Annotated in this window: 25 protein-coding genes and 1 tRNA gene; 14 read left to right on the top strand and 12 right to left on the bottom strand. The window is 54.7% G+C overall.

Features of this window, described 5'->3' with window-relative positions:
* The first annotated feature begins 105 nt into the window (after nt 1-105).
* Nucleotides 106-1,665, top strand: coding sequence for an ABC transporter permease (locus tag GO984_RS11015; protein WP_245227062.1), 1,560 nt, complete (start codon nt 106-108; stop codon nt 1,663-1,665).
* A gap of 8 nt (nt 1,666-1,673) precedes the next feature.
* Here the strand turns inward: GO984_RS11015 and GO984_RS23635 are convergent, their stop codons facing one another.
* The 4 genes from GO984_RS23635 to GO984_RS10995 form a co-directional block, all read right to left on the bottom strand.
* A complete protein-coding gene (locus GO984_RS23635; protein ID WP_157022598.1) occupies nt 1,674-1,883 on the bottom strand; it encodes a GDCCVxC domain-containing (seleno)protein in 210 nt (69 codons plus the stop codon).
* Nucleotides 1,884-2,068: 185 nt separating this feature from the next.
* Nucleotides 2,069-3,085, bottom strand: coding sequence for a Fe(3+) ABC transporter substrate-binding protein (locus tag GO984_RS11005; RefSeq protein WP_157022597.1), 1,017 nt, complete (start codon nt 3,083-3,085; stop codon nt 2,069-2,071).
* A 183-nt stretch (nt 3,086-3,268) separates the two neighbouring features.
* Entirely contained in the window at nt 3,269-3,394 is a 126-nt protein-coding gene (ykgO, locus tag GO984_RS11000) for a type B 50S ribosomal protein L36 (RefSeq protein ID WP_008205324.1), read from the bottom strand.
* 79 nt (nt 3,395-3,473) lie between these two features.
* Nucleotides 3,474-3,548 (bottom strand) — tRNA-Val (locus GO984_RS10995).
* Between the two features lie 159 nt (nt 3,549-3,707).
* On the opposite strand from GO984_RS10995, the gene GO984_RS10990 reads away from it, so the two are divergent.
* Nucleotides 3,708-4,568: an N-formylglutamate amidohydrolase gene (locus tag GO984_RS10990; RefSeq protein WP_157022596.1), complete on the top strand. Its 861-nt coding sequence runs from the start codon at nt 3,708-3,710 to the stop codon at nt 4,566-4,568.
* 134 nt (nt 4,569-4,702) lie between these two features.
* On the opposite strand, the gene GO984_RS10985 is transcribed toward GO984_RS10990, so the two are convergent.
* Entirely contained in the window at nt 4,703-5,956 is a 1,254-nt protein-coding gene (locus tag GO984_RS10985; RefSeq protein WP_157022595.1) for a DNA polymerase IV, read from the bottom strand.
* Nucleotides 5,957-6,054: 98 nt separating this feature from the next.
* Here GO984_RS10985 and GO984_RS10980 point away from each other — a divergent pair, with 98 nt between their 5' ends.
* Entirely contained in the window at nt 6,055-6,462 is a 408-nt protein-coding gene (locus tag GO984_RS10980; protein ID WP_157022594.1) for an NUDIX hydrolase, read from the top strand.
* A 330-nt stretch (nt 6,463-6,792) separates the two neighbouring features.
* Here the strand turns inward: GO984_RS10980 and pyrF are convergent, their stop codons facing one another.
* The 3 genes from pyrF to GO984_RS10965 form a co-directional block, all read right to left on the bottom strand.
* Nucleotides 6,793-7,488: an orotidine-5'-phosphate decarboxylase gene (gene pyrF, locus GO984_RS10975; protein WP_157022593.1), complete on the bottom strand. Its 696-nt coding sequence runs from the start codon at nt 7,486-7,488 to the stop codon at nt 6,793-6,795.
* A gap of 65 nt (nt 7,489-7,553) precedes the next feature.
* Nucleotides 7,554-8,066, bottom strand: coding sequence for a methyltransferase (locus tag GO984_RS23810; protein WP_157022592.1), 513 nt, complete (start codon nt 8,064-8,066; stop codon nt 7,554-7,556).
* Between the two features lie 234 nt (nt 8,067-8,300).
* Complete coding sequence (locus tag GO984_RS10965; protein ID WP_157022591.1) at nt 8,301-8,558, bottom strand: hypothetical protein; 258 nt, start codon at nt 8,556-8,558, stop codon at nt 8,301-8,303.
* Nucleotides 8,559-8,790: 232 nt separating this feature from the next.
* Between GO984_RS10965 and clpB the strand changes: the two genes are divergently transcribed.
* Nucleotides 8,791-11,409, top strand: a complete 2,619-nt coding sequence (gene clpB, locus GO984_RS10960; protein WP_157022590.1) for an ATP-dependent chaperone ClpB — start codon at nt 8,791-8,793, stop codon at nt 11,407-11,409.
* A 65-nt stretch (nt 11,410-11,474) separates the two neighbouring features.
* Here the strand turns inward: clpB and GO984_RS10955 are convergent, their stop codons facing one another.
* Nucleotides 11,475-11,996, bottom strand: a complete 522-nt coding sequence (locus GO984_RS10955; protein WP_157022589.1) for a fasciclin domain-containing protein — start codon at nt 11,994-11,996, stop codon at nt 11,475-11,477.
* A gap of 171 nt (nt 11,997-12,167) precedes the next feature.
* Between GO984_RS10955 and GO984_RS10950 the strand changes: the two genes are divergently transcribed.
* Together GO984_RS10950 and GO984_RS10945 are read left to right on the top strand one after the other, a co-directional pair.
* Nucleotides 12,168-12,764: a helix-turn-helix domain-containing protein gene (locus GO984_RS10950; RefSeq protein ID WP_157022588.1), complete on the top strand. Its 597-nt coding sequence runs from the start codon at nt 12,168-12,170 to the stop codon at nt 12,762-12,764.
* A gap of 89 nt (nt 12,765-12,853) precedes the next feature.
* Nucleotides 12,854-13,324, top strand: a complete 471-nt coding sequence (locus tag GO984_RS10945; RefSeq protein WP_157022587.1) for a hypothetical protein — start codon at nt 12,854-12,856, stop codon at nt 13,322-13,324.
* Between the two features lie 84 nt (nt 13,325-13,408).
* Here the strand turns inward: GO984_RS10945 and GO984_RS10940 are convergent, their stop codons facing one another.
* Entirely contained in the window at nt 13,409-14,020 is a 612-nt protein-coding gene (locus GO984_RS10940; protein ID WP_245231079.1) for a hypothetical protein, read from the bottom strand.
* Between the two features lie 69 nt (nt 14,021-14,089).
* Between GO984_RS10940 and GO984_RS10935 the strand changes: the two genes are divergently transcribed.
* From GO984_RS10935 to GO984_RS10925, 3 genes are all read left to right on the top strand, one after another.
* Nucleotides 14,090-14,566 (top strand): MarR family winged helix-turn-helix transcriptional regulator, encoded by a 477-nt coding sequence (locus tag GO984_RS10935; RefSeq protein WP_157022586.1) that lies wholly within the window; start codon nt 14,090-14,092, stop codon nt 14,564-14,566.
* A complete protein-coding gene (locus tag GO984_RS10930) occupies nt 14,553-15,269 on the top strand; it encodes a TlpA family protein disulfide reductase (RefSeq protein WP_157022585.1) in 717 nt (238 codons plus the stop codon). Before GO984_RS10935 ends, GO984_RS10930 begins: the two co-directional genes overlap by 14 nt.
* 778 nt (nt 15,270-16,047) lie before the next feature.
* Entirely contained in the window at nt 16,048-17,814 is a 1,767-nt protein-coding gene (locus tag GO984_RS10925; RefSeq protein WP_157022584.1) for a TadE/TadG family type IV pilus assembly protein, read from the top strand.
* A gap of 93 nt (nt 17,815-17,907) precedes the next feature.
* Here GO984_RS10925 and GO984_RS10920 read toward each other — a convergent pair whose 3' ends face one another.
* A complete protein-coding gene (locus GO984_RS10920; protein ID WP_167740301.1) occupies nt 17,908-18,723 on the bottom strand; it encodes a peroxiredoxin family protein in 816 nt (271 codons plus the stop codon).
* Between the two features lie 93 nt (nt 18,724-18,816).
* On the opposite strand from GO984_RS10920, the gene GO984_RS10915 reads away from it, so the two are divergent.
* Nucleotides 18,817-19,413, top strand: coding sequence for a TetR/AcrR family transcriptional regulator (locus tag GO984_RS10915; RefSeq protein ID WP_157022582.1), 597 nt, complete (start codon nt 18,817-18,819; stop codon nt 19,411-19,413).
* The gene (locus tag GO984_RS10910) at nt 19,410-20,057 is read left to right on the top strand and encodes a TVP38/TMEM64 family protein (RefSeq protein ID WP_157022581.1); all 648 of its coding nucleotides are present in this window, start codon (nt 19,410-19,412) and stop codon (nt 20,055-20,057) included. The genes GO984_RS10915 and GO984_RS10910 overlap by 4 nt, the downstream gene beginning before the upstream one ends.
* A 23-nt stretch (nt 20,058-20,080) precedes the next feature.
* Here GO984_RS10910 and GO984_RS10905 read toward each other — a convergent pair whose 3' ends face one another.
* Nucleotides 20,081-20,518 carry a DUF302 domain-containing protein gene (locus tag GO984_RS10905; protein WP_157022580.1) on the bottom strand — a complete coding sequence of 146 codons (438 nt, stop codon included), beginning with the start codon at nt 20,516-20,518 and terminating at the stop codon, nt 20,081-20,083.
* 115 nt (nt 20,519-20,633) lie between these two features.
* Here GO984_RS10905 and GO984_RS10900 point away from each other — a divergent pair, with 115 nt between their 5' ends.
* From GO984_RS10900 to msrQ, 3 genes are all read left to right on the top strand, one after another.
* Nucleotides 20,634-22,127, top strand: a complete 1,494-nt coding sequence (locus GO984_RS10900) for an FMN-binding glutamate synthase family protein (RefSeq protein WP_157022579.1) — start codon at nt 20,634-20,636, stop codon at nt 22,125-22,127.
* 68 nt (nt 22,128-22,195) lie between these two features.
* Nucleotides 22,196-23,098, top strand: a complete 903-nt coding sequence (gene msrP / locus GO984_RS10895) for a protein-methionine-sulfoxide reductase catalytic subunit MsrP (RefSeq protein WP_157022578.1) — start codon at nt 22,196-22,198, stop codon at nt 23,096-23,098.
* Complete coding sequence (gene msrQ / locus GO984_RS10890; RefSeq protein ID WP_157022577.1) at nt 23,098-23,718, top strand: protein-methionine-sulfoxide reductase heme-binding subunit MsrQ; 621 nt, start codon at nt 23,098-23,100, stop codon at nt 23,716-23,718. The genes msrP and msrQ overlap by 1 nt, the downstream gene beginning before the upstream one ends.
* Nucleotides 23,719-24,052: the final 334 nt, after the last annotated feature.

The raw sequence follows: 24,052 nt of genomic DNA, 5'->3' as shown, positions 1-24,052 counted from the left end.
GATACCAAAACTTATGCCCCTAACGGGAGCCGCCGAGGCAACAAAAGTGGCAGCCGCGTGTTTTCCGTCTTGTCCTGGACTGTGGCGCTGGCCTGCCTGTTGCCTATGGTTGCGGTGGCCCTTGCTGCAGTGACAGGCGGCACAGAAACCATCTCGCATTTGATGGACACTGTTTTGCTCCGCTACAGTGGCACCACCGTGGTGCTGGTTCTCTTGGTTGCACTCGGGACGTTCTCGGTCGGCGTTGGCGCGGCTTGGCTGGTGACGATGACCCGGTTTGCTGGTGTAAAGTTTTTTGAGATGGCACTGATCCTGCCGCTCGCATTTCCAGCCTATGTTCTGGCCTATGCCTATACCTTCATTCTGGATCATCCCGGTATCGTGCAGACAACTTTGCGGCAGATCACAGGTTGGGGACCACGCGATTATTGGTTCCCCGAGATCCGTTCAACTGCGGGCGCGGCGCTGATGTTGGTGCTGGTGCTGTACCCCTATGTTTACCTGTTAGCGCGTGCCGCGTTCCTGCAGCAAAGCTCGGGTGCCTTTCTGGCGGCGCGTGCTCTGGGCAATACCTCGTGGCAAGCCTTCTGGCGCGTTAGCCTTCCAATGGCGCGGCCAGCGATCGCATCGGGTGTATTGCTGGCGATCATGGAGACCGTCGCCGATTTTGGCACGGTGTCCTATTTTGGCGTACAAACCTTTGCGACCGGCATCTATACTAGTTGGTTTTCAATGGGCGACCGCGCTGGTGCCGCTCAGTTGGCGCTGGTCTTGCTGGGGTTTGCACTGATGCTGGCTGTTATTGAACGCGCCACACGGGGCAAGGCGCGCTATCACCAAGCGGGCAAACAACACACCAAAATGCCACCAGCTGAGCTAAGCGGCAGTCGGGCTCTGTTTGCCTGGGCGCTCTGCGCGACGCCAGTGGTGCTGGGTTTCTTGCTGCCGGTGGTGATCCTCGTCAATATGGGGCTGGAGTCCGAACAGAACCTGTTTAGCCGCCGCTATATCGCACTTCTGCAAAATTCGGTGACATTGGCGACCGTTGCTGCGCTCCTCACAGTTTGTGCGGCGGTTTGCATCGGTTTCTATCTGCGGCTGCAGCCCGGTCGGCTGGCCTCGGCCGCGGCCTATTCCGCGCGGTTGGGTTATGCAGTTCCAGGAGGGGTGATCGCGGTGGGCTTGATGGTGCCCTTTGCGGCGTTCGACAATACGCTGGATGCATGGATGCGGGCAAATTTTGAAATCCGAACCGGTCTGTTGATCACGGGTTCTATCTGGTTGCTGGTGGCCGCCTATATGGTGCGGTTTCTGGCTGCTGCCCTAGGCGCCTACGAGGGCGGACAAAGTACTATGCACGCCAATATGGATGCAGCGGCGCGCTCGCTGGGGCAAGGGCCCTTTGGAATGCTGCGCCGGGTGCATCTGCCGATCCTGACGCCTAGTCTGCTAACAGCCCTTTTGATTGTTTTTGTCGATGTGATGAAAGAGTTGCCCGCAACTCTGATCATGCGGCCATTCAATTATGACACTCTGGCTGTCCAGGCTTATCGTTTAGCCTCAGATGAACGACTAGAGGGGGCAGCAGTCCCATCTCTGGTCATCATGGCCGTAGGGCTGTTGCCTGTTATTTTGATCTGTCGTCAGGTTGCACGGCGCGGCTAGCGTTTACTCTAGCTGCAACAGGTGTCGCCTTTTTGGATGGGCGGGCAGGGCCGGGTACCATAGGAACAAAAGACGCAGCAATCACCCTGTAGTGGCTTCAGGACTGCAGCACAGTTGGTACAGTCATAGAACCACTGGCAAGAATCAGACGGCATTTCTTCCGTCTTTTCATGGCCGCAGTGTGGGCAGGTGAGGGTGGACTTCAGATTGACCTGCATGATTGTCCCAACCCCTTTTCCCGACGTCAGCGTGAGTGGTTCGATTGCGTTACTTTACACGCGGTGACCGCTGCCAGAGCAAGTGAAAAATTTTGTGGCCAAGTTGGGTAAGATATGCCCCCAACGCAAACAAGGCGCAGTTGGACTGCACCTTGTTGAATTTTGAAACCATGGGGAAGAGAGAGTTACTCCCAGCCCACCTGGTTAAAGATCTTCTGTGCTTCAGGGATGTTGCCAGCTACTTCAGCCAGGCTCACATCATCCGGTTTGAACATGCCCAAAGCAGCAATACTTGGGGACAGGGCAACGCCCGGAACCGCTGGATATTCGTCGTTACCAGCCGAGAAGTACTGCTGAGCCTGATCGCTGGCCAGATACTCAAGGAACTTCACTGCGTTGTCTTTGTTCGGGGCATGGGCTGCAACGCCGGCACCAGATAGGTTTACATGCGCGCCTTCGGCGTCCTGCGCTGGGAAGATCCAACCGATCATGTCACGCTCAGCTGACAGACCTTTGACGTCTTTGCGGATCGAGCGGGCAAAATAGTATGTGTTGGCAACCGAGATTTCACACTCGCCTGACACAATGCCGCGCATCTGGTCGGTGTCACCACCCTGAGGGGCACGCGCCATGTTGGCGACAACGCCTTCAGCCCATTTGGTGGCGGTTTCGGCACCGTGGTGGGTCACGATCGAGGCCAGCAGGGTCTGGTTGTAAGTGTTGGTCGACGAACGGATGCAAACCTGACCTTTATACTGCGGGTCAGCCAGATCCAGATAGGTGCGCGGAGGGTTGGTCACGTCGGCTTTGTCGTAGAAAATGATGCGCGCACGCTGCGAGAAGCCGAACCACTGGTTGTCAACGTCCTGCAGGTAGGCTGGAACGCGGGCTTCCAGAGTGTCACTGTCTGTGGCCTGCAAAATGCCAGCGTTTTTTGCGCGGGCGAGACGCGAGGTATCGACGGTTAGCAATACATCAGCAGGCGAGTTCACACCTTCGGCTTCCATACGCGCGATCAGTTCGTCGGCCTTGCCTTCGATGCGGTTGATGGTGATGCCGGTGGCGTCTTCGAAATCAGAATACAGGCGTTCGTCGGTGTCATAATGGCGCGACGAATACAGGTTCAGCTCACCCTCTGCAGCAGCAGTAGTGGCGACAGCGGCTGTCAGTGCCGAGGCGAGGATCGTGGAAGATTTCAGCATAACGTGTCCCAAGTTAAATCATCTGTCCGGGATATGTTCCCGACTGATTTAGTCAATTATAGGAATTGACGGGGGATGCAATTAAAAACTGACTAATTTGATCAGAAAAGAAACAGAACCTGTAAACACAAAAAAACCGCATCCTAGGATGCGGTTTTCGAAACTGTCTAGCGGCGCTAGAACTTAGCCTTGGCGTGCTTTGAAGCGAGGCTGAGTTTTGTTGATCACGTAGACGCGACCCTTACGACGCACAATGCGGCAATCCCGGTGCCGGTTCTTGAGCGAGCGGAGTGAGTTCTTGACCTTCATGGGCCATCTCCTGTTCTGCGGCGCGAACCAGCGCCTGGGTTACGGGTGTCTTGATCTTGTGATCAAAACAATGAATTCATGGTGGGCACTACAAGGTTCGAACTTGTGACCCCTTCGATGTCAACGAAGTGCTCTACCACTGAGCTAAGCGCCCATGAATACCTGCGTTTATGTCCTGCCCCAAATTAATGGGGCGCGGAAGTCCGCGCCGGTGAAGGGGTCTATAAAAGGAGTCGTGCAGGGGCGCAAGAGCTTTTGACCACAGAAATTTCCGCACTATGCTGTTTATTGAACCTGACGCACTGGAGATAGGATGCCTAAAGCCGTTTTTAACGTATTTTCGCCGAAAAAACTGCGGTCAGGTGTTGTTTTTGCCTCTCCTCATAGTGGCGCGGACTACTCGCAGTCCTTCCTCTCGCGCACGATTCTAAATAGGCATCAGATTCGCAGCTCGGAAGATGCCTTTGTAGATCAACTTTTTGCCTCAGCCCCAACGTTTGGTGTTCCCTTTTTGACGGCCTTGGCACCGCGCGCCTTTGTTGATCTTAACCGCGCGGCGGACGAATTGGACCCTGCTCTGGTCGACGGGGCAAAGCAGAAGAGGCAAAACCCGCGAGTGGCGTCTGGACTGGGCGTGATCCCACGAGTGGTTGCACATGGTCAGGCCATTTATCATGGCAAGCTGTCGCAAAGCGAGGTTCAAAATCGAATTGATCGGTACTGGCACCCTTATCACAAGGCGCTACAGGAATTGTTGCGGCAGGCGCAGACACAATTTGGACAGGCAATCCTTGTGGACTGCCATTCGATGCCGCATGAGGCGGTCGAAGCGATGGGGCACTGCGGGGGGCAAAAGCCTGAAGTGGTCCTTGGTGATAGATTCGGCGCTGCCGCCAGTGCGGAGGTGATGGATCGCATAGAGGAGGCATTTATCGGGGCGGGATTGACCGTCTCTCGTAATGCGCCGTTTGCCGGAGCATATATTACCCAGGCCTATGGACGACCTTCGCGTCGACAACATGCTGTGCAGGTCGAAATAGATCGAGCTCTGTATATGAACGAGGACAAAATAGAACCCAATGGAAATTTTGCCGCTTTAAAGGCCTTGCTGGATAGTGTGATTGCCGAGATTGCTAAGATCAACGGCGAACAGTTGCCGCTGGCTGCAGAATAGCAGGGGCGCTGCCCCCATCACAGGCGCTGCCTGCTCTTCCCCCGGGATATTTAGAGCTAGATGAATTTGGACCCTTTTCATCTAGCTCTAAGTTTCCTGGGGTTTGGGGCAAAGCCCCATTCTGGCGATGTGGGTCAGCGCAACGCACGGCCTTTACGAATTGCATCCGCCCCAAACCGCTCTCGTATACTATCGGTTGCGCGTTCGGCTTTGGCGCGTTGAGTGGCCAGTGGGTCCAGGAGATCACCTGTGATATCTGCCTGAGTTTCCGGCACCAGATCGGAAATCCCACAGCCAAGCAACCTGTAGGGCCCCTGATTTCCAACTTGGTCCAGTAAATCGCGCGCGGTCCGGTAGATGACATCCGCCATTTGTGTAGCATCTCGAAGCGAGAGCCGCCGGGTCAGGGCTGTGTGGTCGGCTCGTTTCAATTTTAGCGTCACCACCCGTCCAGCCTGTTGCTTGGCCTTTGCGCGATCTGACACTTTTTCCGCCAAACGCCACAGGTGGCCGTCAAGTACTTCAGTGCTGGCGGTGTCTTCAAAAAACGTGGTTTCGTTTGAGATGGATTTCATTGGGGCATTGGCTGAAACGCGACGCCGATCCTCTCCGCGGGCCAGATGCCACAGGCGCTCTCCTGTTGAGCCAAAGCGGGTGCTTAGGTCTCGGCGATCCCAGCGCAGCAAGTCTGCAAACGTCCGAATTCCAGCTTTCTCCAGGCTGGCCTGCGCTGCGGGGCCAATACCCCAAATCAATCTCACTGGCTTATCCTGCAGAAAGGTGCTGGTCTCAGCCTTGCCAATCACGGAATAGCCACGTGGTTTGTCCAGATCCGATGCAACCTTGGCGAGGAACTTGTTATGGGACAGGCCGATCGAACCGGTAATCCCAATTTCGTCTTTCATGCGCTTGACCAGCCGGGCCAGCATCACTGCCGGTGGCGCACCGTGCAGGCGTTGGGTTCCGCCCAGGTCCATAAAGGCCTCGTCCAGTGAGAGAGGTTCAACGTCGGGGGTCAGTTCGTCCATCATGGCGCGGACCTGGCGCGAAACCTCTGCGTAGGCTTGCATGCGGGGTTTGATCACCACAGCATCAGGGCATAGCTTCATCACCTGAAACATCGGCATTGCCGAGCGGACCCCCCGAATGCGCGCCACATAACAAGCGGTTGACACAACGCCGCGCTTGCCGCCGCCAATCACCACGGGTTTGTCAGCCAGTTCAGGGTTGTCGCGTTTCTCGACACTGGCGTAAAAGGCGTCGCAATCCATATGCGCGATGGATAGCGAAAACAGTTCCTCATGCGCCTTTATCCGCGGGCTACCGCAGTGCGGGCAACGTCGCGCCGGGGCGATCTGGCTCAGGCAATCTCGGCAGAGGGCGTGCATTGGGATGTCATCTAAGTCTTGGGAGTGGAGTTTGTTCTGCAGCTTAACTTGGCTGGGCAGTCTTGTCTTTATGTGGCGGCTGTATCAATGATTGTATCATGGAATTTACGGGTGCAAAACTGGCGTTGTTTCTGGGTCACGACTTGTTAGTGATCCAGCGTGACGACAAGCCAGATATTCCGTTTCCCAATTATTGGGACCTGCCGGGTGGTGGCCGCGAGACAGGGGAAACTCCGGCCCAATGTGCATTGCGGGAAACGTATGAAGAAGTCGGACTACGGTTGCAGGAGACGGATCTGATCTGGGCAAAAGAATACCAGCGAACAAACGGGAAAATGTGGTTCTTCGTCTCTCACCAACCGGCAGAGGTGGTTGATCAAGTTTGTTTTGGAAATGAAGGTCAGGGTTGGAAACTGATGACGTCGGCTGAGTATTGCAACCATCCACTGGCAGTGCCGCATTTTGTGGCGCAACTATGTGAGTACTTGGAAGAGATAGGACACTAACCCTTTAAGAAAATCCCCCCGCTGCTGAAGCGGGGGTAGGTGATGAGCCTCAGGAAGAGAACCCATCAGGGGAGTGTCTTGTAGTCTAAATCTAATATTTTGGTGCAAACACCTAGTCTGGAATTGCTGATGCCTTAATTGAGCATGGAAAATGTGCCTTTGCCGGCACAGAGACAATATGGCGCGCCTTAGGTGTTTTACGCTGATATTTCGTTTTCTAAGAAGGGGTTGACGTTGGGTCAACTGCGCCGAATCGTCTTCCGTTTCCGAGATTCGGCGCGTCTGAGTGAAGTTTTTATTTTGCCTACAAATTAGGCGCTTACCCTGAATTTAGGTGTTTTTGATCTCGTTCAGGATGTCTTGTGCTGCGGCGCTCGGATCTTTTGCTTGCCAAACCGGGCGGCCTACAACGATGTGATCCGCACCATTTGCGATTGCACTTGCCGGCGTTGCAACCCGTTTCTGGTCCCCCAGATCAGCCCCTGCGGGTCGGACACCGGGTGTCACGATCAATCGGCCCGCAGCTTCGGGCAGGGCGCGGATTAGCGCGGCTTCATGTGGGGAAGCAATGACGCCATCGGCCCCTGCGGCAAAGGCGCGGCTGGCGCGTTCCAGCACCAGATCTTGTACGTCGCCGTCTTTGATCAGTGCGGCGTCAAGATCCTGCCGGTCCAAAGAGGTCAGGATGGTGACCGCTAATATTTTCATGTCTTTGCCAGCGGCACCCTGTTTGGCGGCTTCCACCACAGACGGGTCGCCATGCACAGTCAGGAAGTCGAGATCAAATTGTGCCAGACCACGTACTGCTTTTTCGACGGTGGCGCTGATGTCGAACAGCTTCATGTCCAGGAAAATGCGTTTGCCCATTTCGTGCTTCAGCTCATTGGCCAGTGCCAAACCACCACCGGTCAGCATCCCCAGTCCGATTTTGTAGAATGATACGGCGTCACCTAATTGCTCGGCCAATTGCAAACCTTGCACGGCGTTGGGGACATCCATTGCAACAATCAAACGGTCGTCAGACATGGGGGCAGCTCCGGTTCTGGTGGGGTCGCGCCTGTTTATGGGCACCAGCGCCTTGGCACAAGGGGTTACGTTTTGCCGTAAATCCATCGCATGTCGGGGGCCTCGGTGCAGTACATATGCACCCAAATGTAACACTGCTGGAACAGCGCCAGTATCAGTGCATTCCACGAACCAAACAGCAGAGCAATGCCCCATAATCCTAGGAACGCAACGCCATACATGCCGTTTGATGTGTATTTGAAAACACCTTTGTTGACCAAGGGCATAGAGGCATAGGTATCTCTGAAGTGATCTCCACCTAGGGCACGGCGCAGGGTGAAATGCACAAAGACCGAATGCATGGCCCAAATCGCTAATGTTAGCAATGCTGTCCCGGCCAACAGTTCAATGAGGCGAACCCCAGTTATGCCAGCAGCGTCTGTCCATGCCACCAATAACACGGTGATTGGACGAGCGATCAGCAGAGGCAGGAAAATCAACCTCCAGACCGCCATGTCGCGATTATCAAACCAGCGTGTAAACAGGTTACGGTGTAGCTGTAGGCGAAAAACTATGGCCACGATGACCTGATGGATCACTGCAAGCCCGATCGAGAGCGTGGCCCATCCTGCGGAACTGTATCCTAACAGATAGGATGCTTACGATGACCTATCCAATAAAGAACTGGCGCCGACAACCAGCAGTATCGCCAGCCCAATGTGTTGCGGCTGCCCTTCCAAAATATCCCAAAGGGTGCTCCGCTCGCGTATATCTCGCAGTGATGTCATACCGCCAGTATCGGTACTGGCGGAGAATTGTCGACAGTTACCCGATCAGTGTCTGCTGACCAAGTGATCCGCCAGCTGCAGTTCCTGGTGGCCTGAGCGGAACTCGGGCATGCGCTTCAATTGGCGCGCCGCTTCGTGCGCAAAGCCTCGATCACGGTCTTCTGTGTTTTCATAGGGGGGCAAATTGATCTGACAGTACAGATTAACAGTCCGGTCAATCAGCGATAGCACTACGTTGGCGCAATGTCGCGCGTGATGATTGTCATAGTGGTAATGGGTCACTTCGATGTCAGTCACTAGCATGGCAGCCTCCTGTTTTGATCTTTTCAGGCTGCTCTTGAATGCCGGCGGAACTGTGACCTTCATGAGGAACAAAAAGGAATGACTTCTGTCAGTAGTTTTCTCATCTTTTTAGTGGACTATACCACTTGAAGGGGAGGCGGGACTTCCCACATTGATGTTTGAGGCCCAATTCGGGACGCGCTGCCTAGCGGGCGTTCCACATTTTTAGGGCGCTTGTTAAAAGGAGAGACAAATGGACTTGAATAAGTTCACCGAGCGGGCACGCGGTTTCGTGCAGGCGGCTCAGACTATTGCGGTGCGGGAAGAGCATCAGCGGCTGGTCCCCGAGCATATCTTAAAAGCACTGATGGATGACGACCAGGGGCTGGCAAGCAATCTGATCAGCCGTGCGGGTGGGGTGCCATCGCGCGTGGTAGAAGCGCTGGATGTTGCCCTGTCGAAACAATCCAAGGTCAGCGGTGATGCAGGCCAGATCTACATGGATGGTCAAACCGCCAAGGTGATGGCCGAGGCTGAGAAGCTGGCAACCAAGGCGGGCGATAGTTTTGTGCCGGTTGAACGGGTGCTAATGGCGCTGTGCATGGTGAAATCCAAAGCCAAAGAGGCGCTGGATGCCGGAGGCGTGTCTGCGCAGAAGTTGAACGAGGCCATTAACGACATTCGCAAAGGTCGCACCGCCGACAGCGCCAGCGCCGAAGACGGCTATGACGCGCTCAAGAAATACGCCCATGATCTGACCGAAGCCGCACGCGAGGGTAAGATTGACCCTATCATTGGCCGCGACGAGGAAATTCGCCGTGCCATGCAGGTCCTGTCGCGCCGTACCAAGAACAACCCGGTTCTGATTGGTGAACCCGGCGTGGGTAAAACCGCCATTGCCGAGGGCATGGCCCTGCGCATCGTCAACGGCGATGTGCCAGAATCCCTGCGTGACAAACAACTGCTGTCACTGGATATGGGAGCCCTGATTGCCGGTGCTAAATACCGCGGTGAATTTGAAGAACGGCTCAAGGCGGTCCTGACCGAGGTGACCGAAGCCGCGGGTGAAATCATCCTGTTCATCGATGAAATGCACACCTTGGTTGGCGCTGGCAAAGGTGACGGCGCGATGGACGCCGCCAATCTGATCAAACCGGCGCTGGCGCGGGGTGAGCTGCACTGCATCGGCGCCACCACACTGGATGAATACCGCAAATACGTGGAAAAGGACGCCGCACTGGCCCGTCGTTTCCAGCCGGTGGTGATCTCTGAGCCAACAGTGGAGGATACGATTTCCATCCTGCGTGGCATCAAAGAGAAGTATGAATTGCACCACGGTGTGCGGATCTCGGACTCGGCACTGGTTTCGGCGGCGACCCTGTCGCACCGCTATATCACCGACCGCTTTTTGCCGGACAAGGCCATCGATCTGATGGACGAAGCCGCCAGCCGTCTGCGGATGGAAGTCGACAGCAAACCCGAAGAGCTGGACCAGCTTGATCGCCAGATCCTGCAAATGCAGATCGAGGCCGAAGCCCTGCGGCTGGAAGATGATGCCGCTTCGGTTGATCGCCTGGAAACGCTTGAGGTCGACCTGGCTGAACTACAGGAGCGCAGCGCCGAGATGACCGCCCAGTGGCAGTCGGAACGCGACAAGATGGCCGGTGCACGTGACATCAAGGAACAGCTGGACAAGGCCCGCGCTGAACTGGGTATCGCCAAACGCGAGGGTAATCTGGGCCGCGCGGGTGAGCTGTCTTATGGTGTGATCCCTGATCTGGAAAAACAGCTGGCCGAGGCTGAAGACCGCGAGGGCGAAGGCCTGATGGTGGCCGAAGCCGTGCGCCCGGAACAGATCGCTGCGGTGGTGGAACGCTGGACCGGTATCCCGACCTCGAAAATGCTGGAAGGCGACCGTGAAAAACTGCTGCGGATGGAGGATGAACTGCATGGCCGGGTGATCGGTCAGAACGATGCCGTCACCGCTGTGGCCAATGCGGTGCGCCGTGCCCGTGCCGGCCTGAACGACGAAGGCCGCCCGCTGGGCTCGTTCTTGTTCCTTGGGCCAACGGGTGTGGGTAAAACCGAACTGACCAAGGCTGTGGCTGACTTCTTGTTCGACGACGAACATGCCATGGTGCGCATCGACATGTCGGAATACATGGAGAAACACAGCGTTGCCCGTCTGATCGGCGCGCCTCCGGGCTATGTCGGCTATGACGAAGGCGGTGCCCTGACCGAAGCCGTGCGTCGCCGCCCCTATCAGGTGGTGCTGTTCGACGAGGTCGAAAAGGCGCACCCGGATGTGTTCAACGTGCTGCTGCAGGTTTTGGATGATGGCGTGCTGACCGATGGTCAGGGTCGCACCGTCGATTTCAAGCAAACGCTGATTGTGTTGACCTCGAACCTTGGCGCACAGGCGCTGAGCCAGCTGCCCGAAGGGGCCGATGCATCTGATGCACGGCGCGACGTGATGGAGGCAGTGCGCGGTCACTTCCGGCCCGAGTTCCTGAACCGTCTGGATGAAACCATCATCTTTGACCGCCTTAAACGCGAGGATATGGACGGTATCGTCGACATTCAGCTGGCGCGCCTGATCAAACGTCTAGCCGCCCGCAAAATCACGCTGGCATTGGACGATGAGGCCCGCACCTGGCTGGCCGACGAAGGCTATGACCCAGTATTTGGCGCACGTCCCCTAAAACGGGTGATCCAACGCGCCCTGCAAAACGCACTGGCCGAAATGCTGCTGGGCGGGGATGTCAAAGACGGCGATACGGTTCCGGTATCGGCCGGGGCTGAGGGGCTGATCATCGGCGACCGTGTCGGATCCACCAACCGCCCCAAACCAGACGACGCGGTGGTGCACTAAAGAATGAGTGGCCCGTCAGAAATGGCGGGCCTCTTTTAGTTTTAGCAAGGACTGACGTCAATTTTCTAGCAAGACGGGCGCGTACCTGGCAAAAGAACTTTGTCGACGACATGTATCACGCCGTTGTCAGCGGTGATGTTGGCCACAACAACAGTTGCAACTTCGCCCGATCCGTCTGCAATTGTCACGCTGCCTGCGCTATTGTTGATACAGATCCGCTCACTGGCCAAAATCGGTTTGAAAAATGTTGAGCCGTGGGGAAACATGTCGGCGGTCAGCTTGCGGTCATCCACATGATACAGCAGCACATTGGTTAGCTGGTCTTTGTTTTCTGGCTTCATCAGTGTCTCGACAGTTCCCTCAGGAAGGGCCGCAAACGCCGCATCAGTTGGGGCGTATACTGTAAAGGGCCCCTCACCTTTCAGGGTATCAACCAGCCCGGCTGCACCTAAAGCAGCAGCAAGTGTTGAAAACTGTCCTGCATCTACAGCTGTATCGACGATATCAGCTGAATTGGCTGCGCCAAAAGACAGCGCTAATGCAATTGCGGACGTCAAAGCGACTGCTTTTAGGTTTTGAACGGTCATTTTATCTTCCTTACTTGACTTAGGGCTTTCAGGTTAAAGCGTTTGCGATAGGTAGTTGATCCAAGATAAAATTATTTGCATCAACTGCAAATTTCACTAAATTCAATATTATTGCACTAGGGTCAAAAGTCGTGTGGGATGTTGCGCGATATACAATTAGGGAGCAGCGCTATGTTATCGGACACGCTTAATGAAGGCCTCGAGGCATATGGGATCGGCGCAGCGATTCGCGAATTGCGCACACAAAAACAGCTTGGGCTTGAGCAATTGGGTAAACATACCGGGTTATCAGCTGGTATGCTCTCTCGGATTGAGCGTGGGCATGTCTTCCCGACGCTTCCCACTCTTTTGCGTATTTCGATGGTGTTTGGTGTTGGGCTCGAACATTTCTTCAAGCCTGTTAGTCAAAAACCTGCCCTTGCAGTGGTCCGTAAAGAGGACAGACTAAGGTTGCCCAATACGTCTGAAGGGCGGCCAAAGTTTCATTTCGAAAGTTTGGATTTTCCAGTGTTAGATCGAAATATTGAGGCGTATGTAGCGGATTTTACTGGTTCCGGTCAGACCGAAACACATGCGCACGCCGGGGCAGAAGTTGTCTATGTTTTGAGTGGCGCTCTAGAAATTTACATCCACAATCAAGTCCACCTGCTCGAGGAAGGTGACTCAATGTATTTCGATTCAAATTTTGATCATAGCTATGCGCGTCAGGGTACTGAAATTTGTAGCGTGTTTGTGGTCGTGGGGGCTGGGTCTCAGCAGAATAAGTAAAACGCGCTCACTAGTTCAGAAAACGAAATCCGAAGGGGTATAAGAAATTGGTTACGTCCATTGGAAATACTATTAAAGTCTGCGACACGATGCAGGTGAACTATCAGTACCAATTAGTAGCACCTATTGGTCAAGATTTTGCACCTGAATTCACCCCTGTCTACAGCCCGCAGCAAATGCTCGAGATGGGTGTCTTTGAAGGCAAGTACTGCAACGATTGTCGCAACGAATTTCCTTCTGATTGGTTTAGCAATGCAAAAATCAGCGCCCGTTCGAATGCTTCCCTGAATTACTTTGGTGTAAAAAGCCGGCAACCACTTTCGGTGTGGCAACAAAAGGGCTGGATTTTCGGCCCCGACCCAAGGGGCTGGTTCCAATGGTACTGTCGCTATTACCTTGGTCGCCGTCTCCCGGAGGTAGATTCAATACAGATCAAACGATGGCGTGCATTTTCTCGCCATGCAGGTCAAATCCGTGCCAATTGCGAACCTGCTGACATCTTTTGCAGGCCACGGCAACGCCAAGCCCTTCTGCAGTGGTCGTATGATCCATTAATCTAGCCATGTTGATTATAGGAAACGCGCGGCAGCTTTAGTTGAAAATGCAATAACGACAAGCGGTCGGTTGCATCAGCTGCTTTGTTCTTACCCCGCAACCGCCTCCCTAGCTACCCGCTCCTCCCACTTCCTTTCCAGCACCCGCATCCGGGGTTCCCAGTTATACCGGGTGTCCTCCACCGTTGGTGACCAGAACAATTCCCCACCATTGCGCCAGGCGTCCAGAACGACACCATCATAGATGTCATTCCCGCGCGCGGCGATCACCGCGGTGCTGTGGTCGATCAGGAATGCAACTTTGGGCTCGGCAATAGCGCGTAGCATTACCAGGGTTTTGAACTCTTCCTGGTTCAACCGGGTCTGCATGTCCTCAGCGTAATGATAACACAGCCCCCGGTCCTTGATCCCGGCATTGACCTTGCTGTTGTGCACCAGTGGCGCGGTGGTGACGCCATAATCCTGTGCCAACCGAGTCGAATAGCTGTATGAAATCTCGGCGGCGCGGCGGGCTTCGACCGGGTCCACATCGGGGTCGAGCGCCTGAATTGCCAGTGTCAGCTCACCAACGGGGTCGTTGGACGTGGCAACCGGCGCGGCGCAGCCGCTCAGCATCAGGGCGCCAAACCCGATCATTATAGAAATCAGCCGTTTCATCTTGTCCTGCTCAACGCCACTTCGCCCAGTGCTTGTTCGCAACATGCGGAGTAGCTGCGACCAACACAAGGCGTTTCAGGTTGTAAATAGCAATAGTTGTGCTATACATCTATTATGAACTACGAACAACAGATCCTACACTGGGTGAACCGGCTAGGCTTTCTTACCCGCAAAGAAATTGTTGCGCGCTTTGGCGCGGCGGGTTTTGAGGTCAGCCCGGAAGAGTGGGCGCTTTTGCTGCTCCTCAACGAAGGCGGGGCAAAGGCCCCCAGTGAAATTGCTGAGATCACCTCGAAGGATCGCACAACTGTCACGCGTTTGGTTGATGGGATGGTCCGTAAAGGTCTGGTCAACCGGATCCCAAATGAATCCGATCGTCGAAGGATGGTTATCGAACTCAGCGCGTCCGGGCACAGCCTGTTCGCCAAACTGGCCCCCATCGCAAAGGGGCTCATTGGTGATGCCATGGGCGGGATAAGTGATGATGATGCCCAAATCACTCTCGCAGTGCTCAAAAGGATGACATCAAGCCTGCAAGGCGCTGACCTGTCTTCGAGCAGCAAAAAGGAGACCCAAGATGCCAAGCTATAATTATGATGAATTTTCGCCGGACGACTATGATTTCGATACGGTCGAAGGCCCTGTTGTTGGGCAAAAGGCCCCTGATTTTGAACTCACGACAAGCGATGGACGGACGAAGCGATTGCTCGATTTTGAGGGTGATTTTTTGGTTCTTGAAATAGGTAGCATCACTTGCCCACTGTTTCAAAGTCGTCGGGGGATCATGCAACCACTGCAGCAAGAATTCCCACAGATCAGTTCCGCGGTGCTTTATGTCCGCGAGGCGCACCCGGGTGTGGACATTCCGGGTCATCAGAATTTTGACGATAAACTTGCTTGCGCAACCCGGCTCAAAAGTGAGGACGGTGAAACCCGGACCGTTTTTGTGGATGATTTCGAAGGGGCGGCGCATTTGGGATATGGCAGCATGCCCAATGCTGTCTTCATCATCGACCGCAAAGGCTGCGTTCGGTTCCAGGCCGAGTGGAACAACCCGTCTGCCACGCGCAAAGCGCTTGCGGCGTTGATTGCGGGGAAACCTGTGCGCGTTAAAAGCTATTTTCGCCCAGCCTTGCCACCGATCGCCCTGAAAACCTTGGGTCGGGCAGGACGCGGATCTGCCGGTGATTTCTTTCGTGGCTTGCCGTTTTTGATTTGGACCAACCTGATCAAAAGAAACCTCAGGCTATTGTTTAACCAACAGCAGGGCGCCCGCAAAAGCCCGGGCTGCTAGGCCCACCGCGCGCCCTGTTTACCCCAGTTTCGTTTCGCTCCTGCAACCTGCCTCGCAATCGCGATTACCGCTGGGCCTGACACCCCCGGCACAGGAACAGGACCTCCGTTGTACCGGGGGCGCTATGGGATGCATCTACGCACGGGGGATAAAGTCCTGGTCCGAACCCGCTTTGGCGACGTCGCCGCTAGTAATCAACTGCGAAGTAGGCAAGCAAAACAGCAGCATCACCCGCTGGGATATGAACCCAGTCGGGAGAATACGGCTGCGCCCAACCGGCAGGTCAATGCTCCGGGTCTTCCTTGGCAAATGACAGGTTCAACTTCCGTCGGAGATACCCGCTAAGGGATAAGCTTAATGGGGAGAGGAACTATGGAATGAAGGCGCAGGCGCGGTATCAATTCGGCACGCAAACAGCAAAGGGGAGGCAAGTCGTCACCCTTGCGGGGCGATCTTATGGCGTGCAAAACAACCCCAACCCGTAGCAAAGCCACAGTTTCTGAGATCACTCAGAACTGTCTCGAATTGTTGCCAAGAAACGCGCTAGTTTTTTGCCGGCCCGGGCTTGGCCATTCAGCAATTGGCCAGATTTCAAAACTCTTCAATGAAAGCAATGCGTCATAAGGGTGGCGAAAAAGTTGCGCACATATGAACAAAGGGTAAACAATGTGGTGGCTCAAAGGCGTCCGCCACATCCTCGCCGCATTTGAGCGCATTTCCGGCCACATTTCTGAATAGCGTTTATAGGGACGAGCCTTTCAGAATAGAGGATGTAGCCATGACTTGCAGAGCCAAGTTCGCAGCAAATCAAAACACCAAAACCCATCCGCTAATTCATCTGTTCAAAGCCTTCAGGCGAGCTGAAGATGGGGTGTTGGCCATACCTGTTTTGGTTTTATTTGCGATCATGCTGATGGTCGGAGGGATCGGTATCGACCTGATGCGATACGAGCGAGATCGGGTCCGTCTTCAGGCTTCGCTTGATAATGCGGTTTTGGCGGCCTCCAGTATGAACCAGCCGCTCGAGCCAGAAGCCGTGGTAAGGGATTATCTGAACGTGTCTGGCATGCTGTCCTACCTGACGGGCGTCGTGGTTGAGGAGGACACTTTTCAACGACAGGTCTCGGCGACGGCGCAGGGGGCTATTGTCACCCAGTATATGCGGATGACTGGGGTTGATAGTTTGTCAATGAATCTGGGCGCCATTGCCATTGAAAACGAACCAGCCACCGAAATCTCGCTGGTGTTGGACGTGTCGGGCAGTATGAGCTTGAACGGGCGTGTTGAGATTATGCAAACGGCAGCCAATGAATTTGTCACGGCTTCATTGAGCAGGAATGTCGATTCCGAGACGGGGGTCAGCGGCCCACATCAGACTTCGATCAATGTCATTCCATTTGCCGGGCAGGCGAATCCCGGTGAAGCGATGTTTGAATATCTAGGGGGGGAACGGTTTGGAACCACCACATCCGAGGATTACTTTCCTGAATGGGGGCAAGACATTTCAAATATTGTATTCTGGTTTGACACAACTGGTGATGGCGAAATTGATTACTCGGTCAAGATTGAGGGCTATCCGGACGACGATGTTGAGTTGTTCAACAAGGATGATCTGGACACCTATTACCTCTATGCGCAGGACTACATCGTCCGCCTGAACCCCAGTCTGGAAGGTCACCTGTCGATGCTTGGTGCTACGATCAAAGGCGGTCTGGAACCAACCAGCTTTTACAGTATGACCGGGGATGAGTTGGTCGATGGTCCGACCAATTACAACAAAGTGGATCTGGAGATCCCGTTCGCGGAGTTCTATGCGGGCCTTGTTCCCAATAACGTCGCCTCATGTCTGGAAATGACCTACGACGATTTCCTGTCAACCGGATTGCCTGGAGGCTCGATTGATCAGGTCCCGTATTTCGTGAATTGGGACTATGACGAGGTGACACAGAACTGGGGATGGTGCCCGGATGACACCATGAGCATTCAGTACGCACAGGATGATGCCGCCAGCCTGCACAGCTTTATCGACAACCTGAGGCTATATGACGGGACCGGTACCAATTACGGCATGAAATATGCCCTCGCGCTGCTTGACCCGGACACCCAACCGGCCTTCGAATTCCTGAGCACAACTGGTGAAGTGCCAGAGCAATTCAGCAATCGTCCGCTGCAATGGGATGCAGCGGACTCGTCAAAGTTCATTGTATTGATGACGGATGGCCGCACCAGTGCACAGGTCCGCCCAAGCGATGCACTGACCGAAGAAAATTCAACTACAGAACTCACCGCGCGCCCATTAACTGATACCACTCTGGAATCCGGGCAGGCTTCTAATCTTTCGATGTTCTTACAGCAGTGTGAACTGGCTAAGGATAGAGGGGTGATTGTCTACACTGTTGCAGTGGATGTTGCAGGCTCTGCCGTTGATGAAATCGGTGAGTGTGCTTCGTCGGCGGGGCATTTCTTTGAGGTCACTACGCAGGAGTTGGCTGACGCGTTTGTTTCCATTGCATCCTCCATTCAACATCTACGGCTTATTCAATGAAGCCAAGGTCTGCCTGAACCGCTGCGAAATCCGTCTTGCTCAAGGCTCTATCTTGGCAAGACGGGTTTGGATTTGAAGCGGACCGGTATAGAGCTACTCAAAAACCTGGCTGACCGCCGACATCACCCGTTCAGTACTGCTGCGCAACCGGTAGTCGTCAGTCTGATCAATCCAGCGGATCACGCCGGTTTCATCAATCAGCAAAGTAGTGGGGATCGCCATGGTTTCGATTTTGAACGGGGCCAGCCCCAATGCCAGGCCGCCATAGGTGGATTTGGGGTTCTTGGTCTGACCCAGCGCCTTGTGGTGTTCAACACCATAGGCGCGGATGACCGACAGGTTCGGGTCTGACAGCAAATCAAATTTCAATCCGTCACGGGACTTGTTCAGGGCTGCCTGGTCTGGAGTGTCTTTGCTGAGTGCAATGATCTGAACACCCATTTTTTCCAGCTCAGGGACAATCTTGTTGAATTCCGCGAGTTCAGCGACGCAATAGGGGCACCAGCCACCGCGAAAGAACTTGAACAAAATACGCTTGCCCGCCAGCTCACTGCTGTTGAACGGGGTGCCATCAGTCGTCAGGGCTTTGAATGGGATGATTGGATCACCAACTGCAACCTTGATATCACCCAATGGCGTATGTCGCTGTGGTAGAACCCACAAGATAAAGCTGCCAAACAACAACGCTAGAACTGCGGGTATATAGACAAGGCCACCTGCGGACCCGACGCCGGTAAGTCCCAAATAAATCCCGGCTGCGGCTAGGGCGACACCGAAAACCAGTCTGAGTGTCAGCCCGTTGACTTTCACTGGTACAGTGCCGCGGGGAATGGCGGCAAAGTAGACGGTGAGCGTCCCCATCACGAGAGCAAAGCCGGCGAAAGCGGACAAAAGAGCATAGGTATTCATGGGTGTCTCCTGTTGAGGGGCGCGAAAGGGCATGCTAGCCTTGCGGATAGATATGTATCTATCCGTGGGGATAGAAAAAACAACAGGTATCCCATGTCTCGCGCACGCAAAGCTGACCACAAAACCGTGATCGACGCCGCTCAGGCTGTATTCTGGGAGCACGGCTATCAAGGCGCCAGTACCCGGCAGATCGAAGAACGCACCGGATTGACCCGGTTTACACTACAAACTTCCTACGGTGGAAAAGAGGCGTTTTTTCTGGAAACCCTTGATGCCTATATGAGCCGGGTCGAGGCGGAGCATCTGCCGGACGCAGGCAGCACCAACCTCGAGGAATTGGCCCAGTGGTTTGCGGATCGTGCAGATCCTGCGGCCATGCCACAAATTGGGGCCCAGGGGTGTCTGCTGCTGAATGCAATCACCGAGTTTGATCGCAATGGCGGCGAAGTCGACGTTAGAATTGCACACTATTTCGAGGTTCTGCATCACCGCTTTGCGCAGATCCTTGGTAAGGCAATAGAGACGGGGGAGGTCGCAGCTGATTTTGATCCAGACGAAAAGGCAACACTACTTCAAAACACGCTGCTGGGGCTGTCTTTGACAATCAAGGCGCGTCCAAATGATGCCTTTGCCCAGCCATTTGCCGCCGCCGCCGCCGCTATGATCCGGCAGTGGCGTGTTGTGGGATGACCTTGTCCGGCCGCAGCGTTGCCCTATGGGGGATCGCTGTTGTGCTGCTTCTGGGTAGTATGCTGGCCTATGTTTCTGAAGGTACCTTTCCCACCCCCGAGGCATTGGCAGACCAGCTGCGTGCCACCGGAGCCTGGGCGCCAGTTGCCATAATTGCGCTGATGGTGTTGCACAGCTTTATCCCGTTCCCGGCTGAAATTTTGGCGATCTGTGCAGGCGCAGTGTTTGGTACACTTGTTGGCAGTGCGCTGGTCTGGGTCGGCGCCATGCTGGGCGCGTTGGCCGCATTTGGTCTGTCACGCAAATTGGGGCGTTCAGTCATTCAGAGTTGGCTTTCCAAAGGTCAGTCTGCGCGGTTGGACGAGTGGACGGACCAGCAGGGTACCTTCACCCTGTTGATCAGCCGCTTTATCCCCGTGATTGCCTTTAACCTGATCAACTATGCCGCTGGGTTGACCCGCGTAAGACTATGGACATTTGTCTGGACCACGGGTTTAGGCATTGTCCCAATCACTGTGTTGTCAGCCTACCTGGGCGCCCATATGAAAAACATGAGCTGGCCGTTGTTATTGATGGTTTCAGGCGGCGGAATTGTGACGCTGTGTCTGCTACAGCGTCTGGTTAAATCCCGTCGCCAGAATTGATTGAGCCGATCCCGCCCCGGGCCTTACTCTTCGATGGCTTCCTGTACGATCCCGTCCAGCATGGATTGGATCAACTGCATCGCACCTTCGGGATATTGCCTGAACCCAACAGTGACTTCGTCAGAGCCGGGTAGCTGGGCTATAAAGATGTCATAGGGGCAAAACACGATATTCATGGGATCAGCTTCCATAACCTGACGCGACAGGGTGGCGGAACAGAACGAATAGACCTCGGCTGCTTCAAACAACACGACATCAGATCCGGTTGCTCCTCGGGTGCGCTCCAGCATTTCACCAACATGGCTGATGTTATCCACCACCAGCCCCAGGTCGGTAATCGCGTTCTCAATGCCAAAGGTGACATCGTCGAAATCCAAGGTGGTGGTATAGCTCACCATGTCCTGAGCAGTTGCCATCTGCGAAACCAGCCCAAATACCCAGGCCGCGATGATCTGTTTCATACATTTTCTCCCAATGTGATCAGCCTTGACTTGTGAAGCCCGACAATCGCGCTCAGACTATATATCATTTCCAGGTGTGCAGTTGCGCGCCCAATTAACATATAGGAGATTTTGCATGGGTTTCGCAGCGAATGCCATAGAATTCATGGCGCTTTCTTTTGTGTTTATTTTGGGAACACTGGCCGTAGGGGCCGCAGTTCTGTTTGTGATCGACCGGTTCCAAACCCATGATGCCATACGACGTAACTATCCGGTTATCGGGCGATTCCGTCATTTGTTCAGTGAACTGGGTGAATTCTTTCGCCAGTACTTCTTTGCAATGGACCGCGAAGAACTGCCGTTTAACCGCGCACAGCGCGAGTGGGTTGGGCGGGCCTCATCGGGTGAAGGCAACACAGTTGCCTTTGGCTCGACCCGCAATGCAACTGTTCCCGGCACGCCGATCTTTGTGAATGCGCCGTTCCCACCACTGGATGACCAAAGCGCGCAGACGACGGCTTTGCAGATCGGTCCTACTGCCAAGCAGCCGTATTTGGCGCCATCGATCTTTAATATCTCAGGGATGAGCTTTGGTGCCATCTCGAAACCAGCCGTTCAGGCACTTAGCCGTGGGGCCAAACAGGCAGGGGTTTGGCTGAACACAGGCGAGGGTGGGCTGAGTCCGTTTCACTTGGAAGGGGGCTGTGATCTCGTTTTCCAGATTGGCACCGCCAAATACGGCGTGCGAAACGAACAAGGCGGATTAAGTGATACCAAGCTGGCAGAGATTGCGGCTCATGACACTGTTCGGATGTTCGAAATCAAACTGTCCCAAGGGGCCAAGCCCGGCAAAGGTGGCATCTTGCCCGCTGCCAAAGTGACCGAGGAAATTGCGGGGATACGGGGTATACCTGTTGGTCAGGCCAGTCTTTCGCCCAATCGCCACCCAGAGATGGAGAATTTTGGCGATCTGCTGGATATGGTTGCCCATATCCGTTCGGTGACGGGCAAGCCGGTGGGGATCAAAACTGTGGTTGGCTCCGAAGATGTCATGCGCGAGTTGTTTGAATGCATTCAGGCACGAAACACAGACTGCGCGCCCGACTTTATCACGATTGATGGAGGCGAAGGTGGCACCGGCGCTGCGCCGATGCCGTTGATAGATTTGGTTGGTATGTCGGTGCGCGAGGCGTTGCCGATGGTGGCCAATCTGCGGGATGAACATGGGCTAAAAGACCGGATTCGACTGATCTCGTCTGGTAAGCTGGTCAATCCTGGAGATGTGGCCTGGGCGCTGGCTGCTGGGGCTGACTTTGTGACCTCGGCCCGTGGATTCATGTTTGCGCTGGGCTGCATTCAGGCGCTGAAGTGCAACAAGAACACCTGTCCAACAGGCATCACGACCCATGACCCAAGGTTCCAAAAGGGTTTGGTAGCTGAGGATAAATATGCCCGCGTGGCCGCTTATGCCCGCGAAATCACCCATGAGGTTGAGGTCATCGCTCACTCGGTTGGGGTGTCCGAACCGCGTCAAATCCGTCGCCGCCATGTGCGCATTATGCAGGACGGTGGGCAGTCCCGTCCGATGAACGAGTTGATGCCAAGTTACAGTCCCGTCGCCGAAACGTGACAGGATATGTTTTGGTTCTTGGGCTCGCTTTGCGTATCTCGGAAGAAACGAGATGTAAGGAGACCTAGATGGCCTATCGCTGGACCAACGACCTGACCCATGACGATGTGACACCACACGGGGCATTTTTGAACCGCCGCCAGATCATGACGGGTGCGGCTGGATTGGGGCTTAGCGCATTGGCCGGTGGGGCGCAGGCTGAACAAGCACTGGAACCTAACAGCTGGGAAGACGTCACCACCTATTGTAACTTCTATGAGTTCGGCACTGGTAAGGGCGACCCGGCTGCCAATGCCCATCAAATGACCACCACGCCTTGGAGTGTCAAAATTGATGGCCTGGTGGATCGTCCGGGGGATTATGACTTTCAGGAAATCCTGTCCGAGATGACCCTCGAGGAACGCATCTATCGGTTCCGTTGTGTTGAAGCCTGGTCCATGGTTGTTCCCTGGACAGGATTTGAGTTGGCGGATCTGCTTGCTATGGCTGGGGTGCAGTCGAATGCCAAGTATGTCGCGTTTGAAACCCTGTACCGGCCTGATGAAATGCCCGGCACAGCCTACCGCGTTTTGGACTGGCCCTACCGCGAAGGGCTACGCCTGGACGAGGCGATGCATCCGCTGACCTTGATGGCCACCGGCATTTTTGGTAAAGACCTGCCCAATCAAAACGGCGCACCGCTGCGTCTGGTGGTGCCGTGGAAATACGGATTCAAATCGATCAAGTCGATTGTCCGTATCACCCTGACTGACCAGGAACCGCCAACCAGCTGGAATATGTCCAATGCTCGCGAGTATGGCTTCTATAGTAATGTAAACCCCGAGGTCTCGCACCCGCGCTGGAGCCAAGCCACAGAACGTCGCATTGGCGGTGGCTTGTTTGCCAAGCGCCAGCCCACCGAGATGTTCAATGGCTACGGCGACGAGGTGGCGTCGTTGTATAGTGGTATGGATCTGGCCAAGTCATTCTGATGCGGGACCGTCTCAATCATAGTCTGCGTCGCCTGCCAACCTGGGTGATCTACCTTCTGGGTGCATTGCCTGCGCCCTGGTTGTTTTATCAGGGTTTGACAGGTGGGTTAGGGGTCGAGCCGATCAAAGCCTTGGAGCACGAGTACGGTAAGCTGGCTCTGCAATTGCTGGTGCTTGGCCTGGCTGTAACGCCATTGCGAAAGTACGTTGGGTTGAACCTCCTCAAATTTCGCCGAGCGCTAGGCCTGTTGTGCTTCTTCTATGTGTGTTGTCACTTGGCTGTCTGGTTGGTGCTGGATGTCCAACTGCCCGGACAGATCTGGGCTGACATCGTCAAACGTCCCTATGTTACGATTGGCATGGCGGGTTTTGTGTTGCTGCTGCCGCTGGCTTTGACTTCGAATAACAGGTCTATCCGCTGGCTGGGGCGTAGCTGGCGAAAACTGCACCGTGCCGTTTATGCAGCGGGGCTGCTTGGTGCTCTTCACTATGTCATCCTGGTCAAAGGCTTCCAGTTTGAACCGGTGATCTATCTGGCGCTAATTGTGGGGTTGTTGCTACTGCGGTTGCCCTTTGACCGCCTGTCCGCATTCCTTCGCCCACTCAGGCAGCGCGCCTGAATATTCTGGGTAGGCTATCAGACGTCAAAGGCAGGTCAGGAAGCTGACCTGCCTTTGACGTTTTTCCACTGCGGCTTCGCGTGGCGACTCGGGTTTTGCGATTTGGTATTAGTGCTGGCTCTGGGTTCGTCTACCAGATCTGGTGGCTCGTTGATTGTTTGCGGGTTTGGGGCGTTGGAAAACTCAAGTTTATTGAAAACTGGCGTGATGTCTCTTTGTCTAACATATTGTTTTTCTGATGTTTTCACGTTTTTTTCAAGAAAGTTTCAAAAAGGTAGATTTAGCGCTTGCGGGTTTGGTTGGATAACCCTAGAACCCCCCTTACCGGCGGCGC

The sequence above is a fragment of the Parasedimentitalea huanghaiensis genome (genome assembly GCF_009753675.1).
In the GTDB taxonomy this organism is placed as follows: domain Bacteria; phylum Pseudomonadota; class Alphaproteobacteria; order Rhodobacterales; family Rhodobacteraceae; genus Parasedimentitalea; species Parasedimentitalea huanghaiensis.
This window is presented reverse-complemented; position numbering and strand designations above follow the sequence as displayed.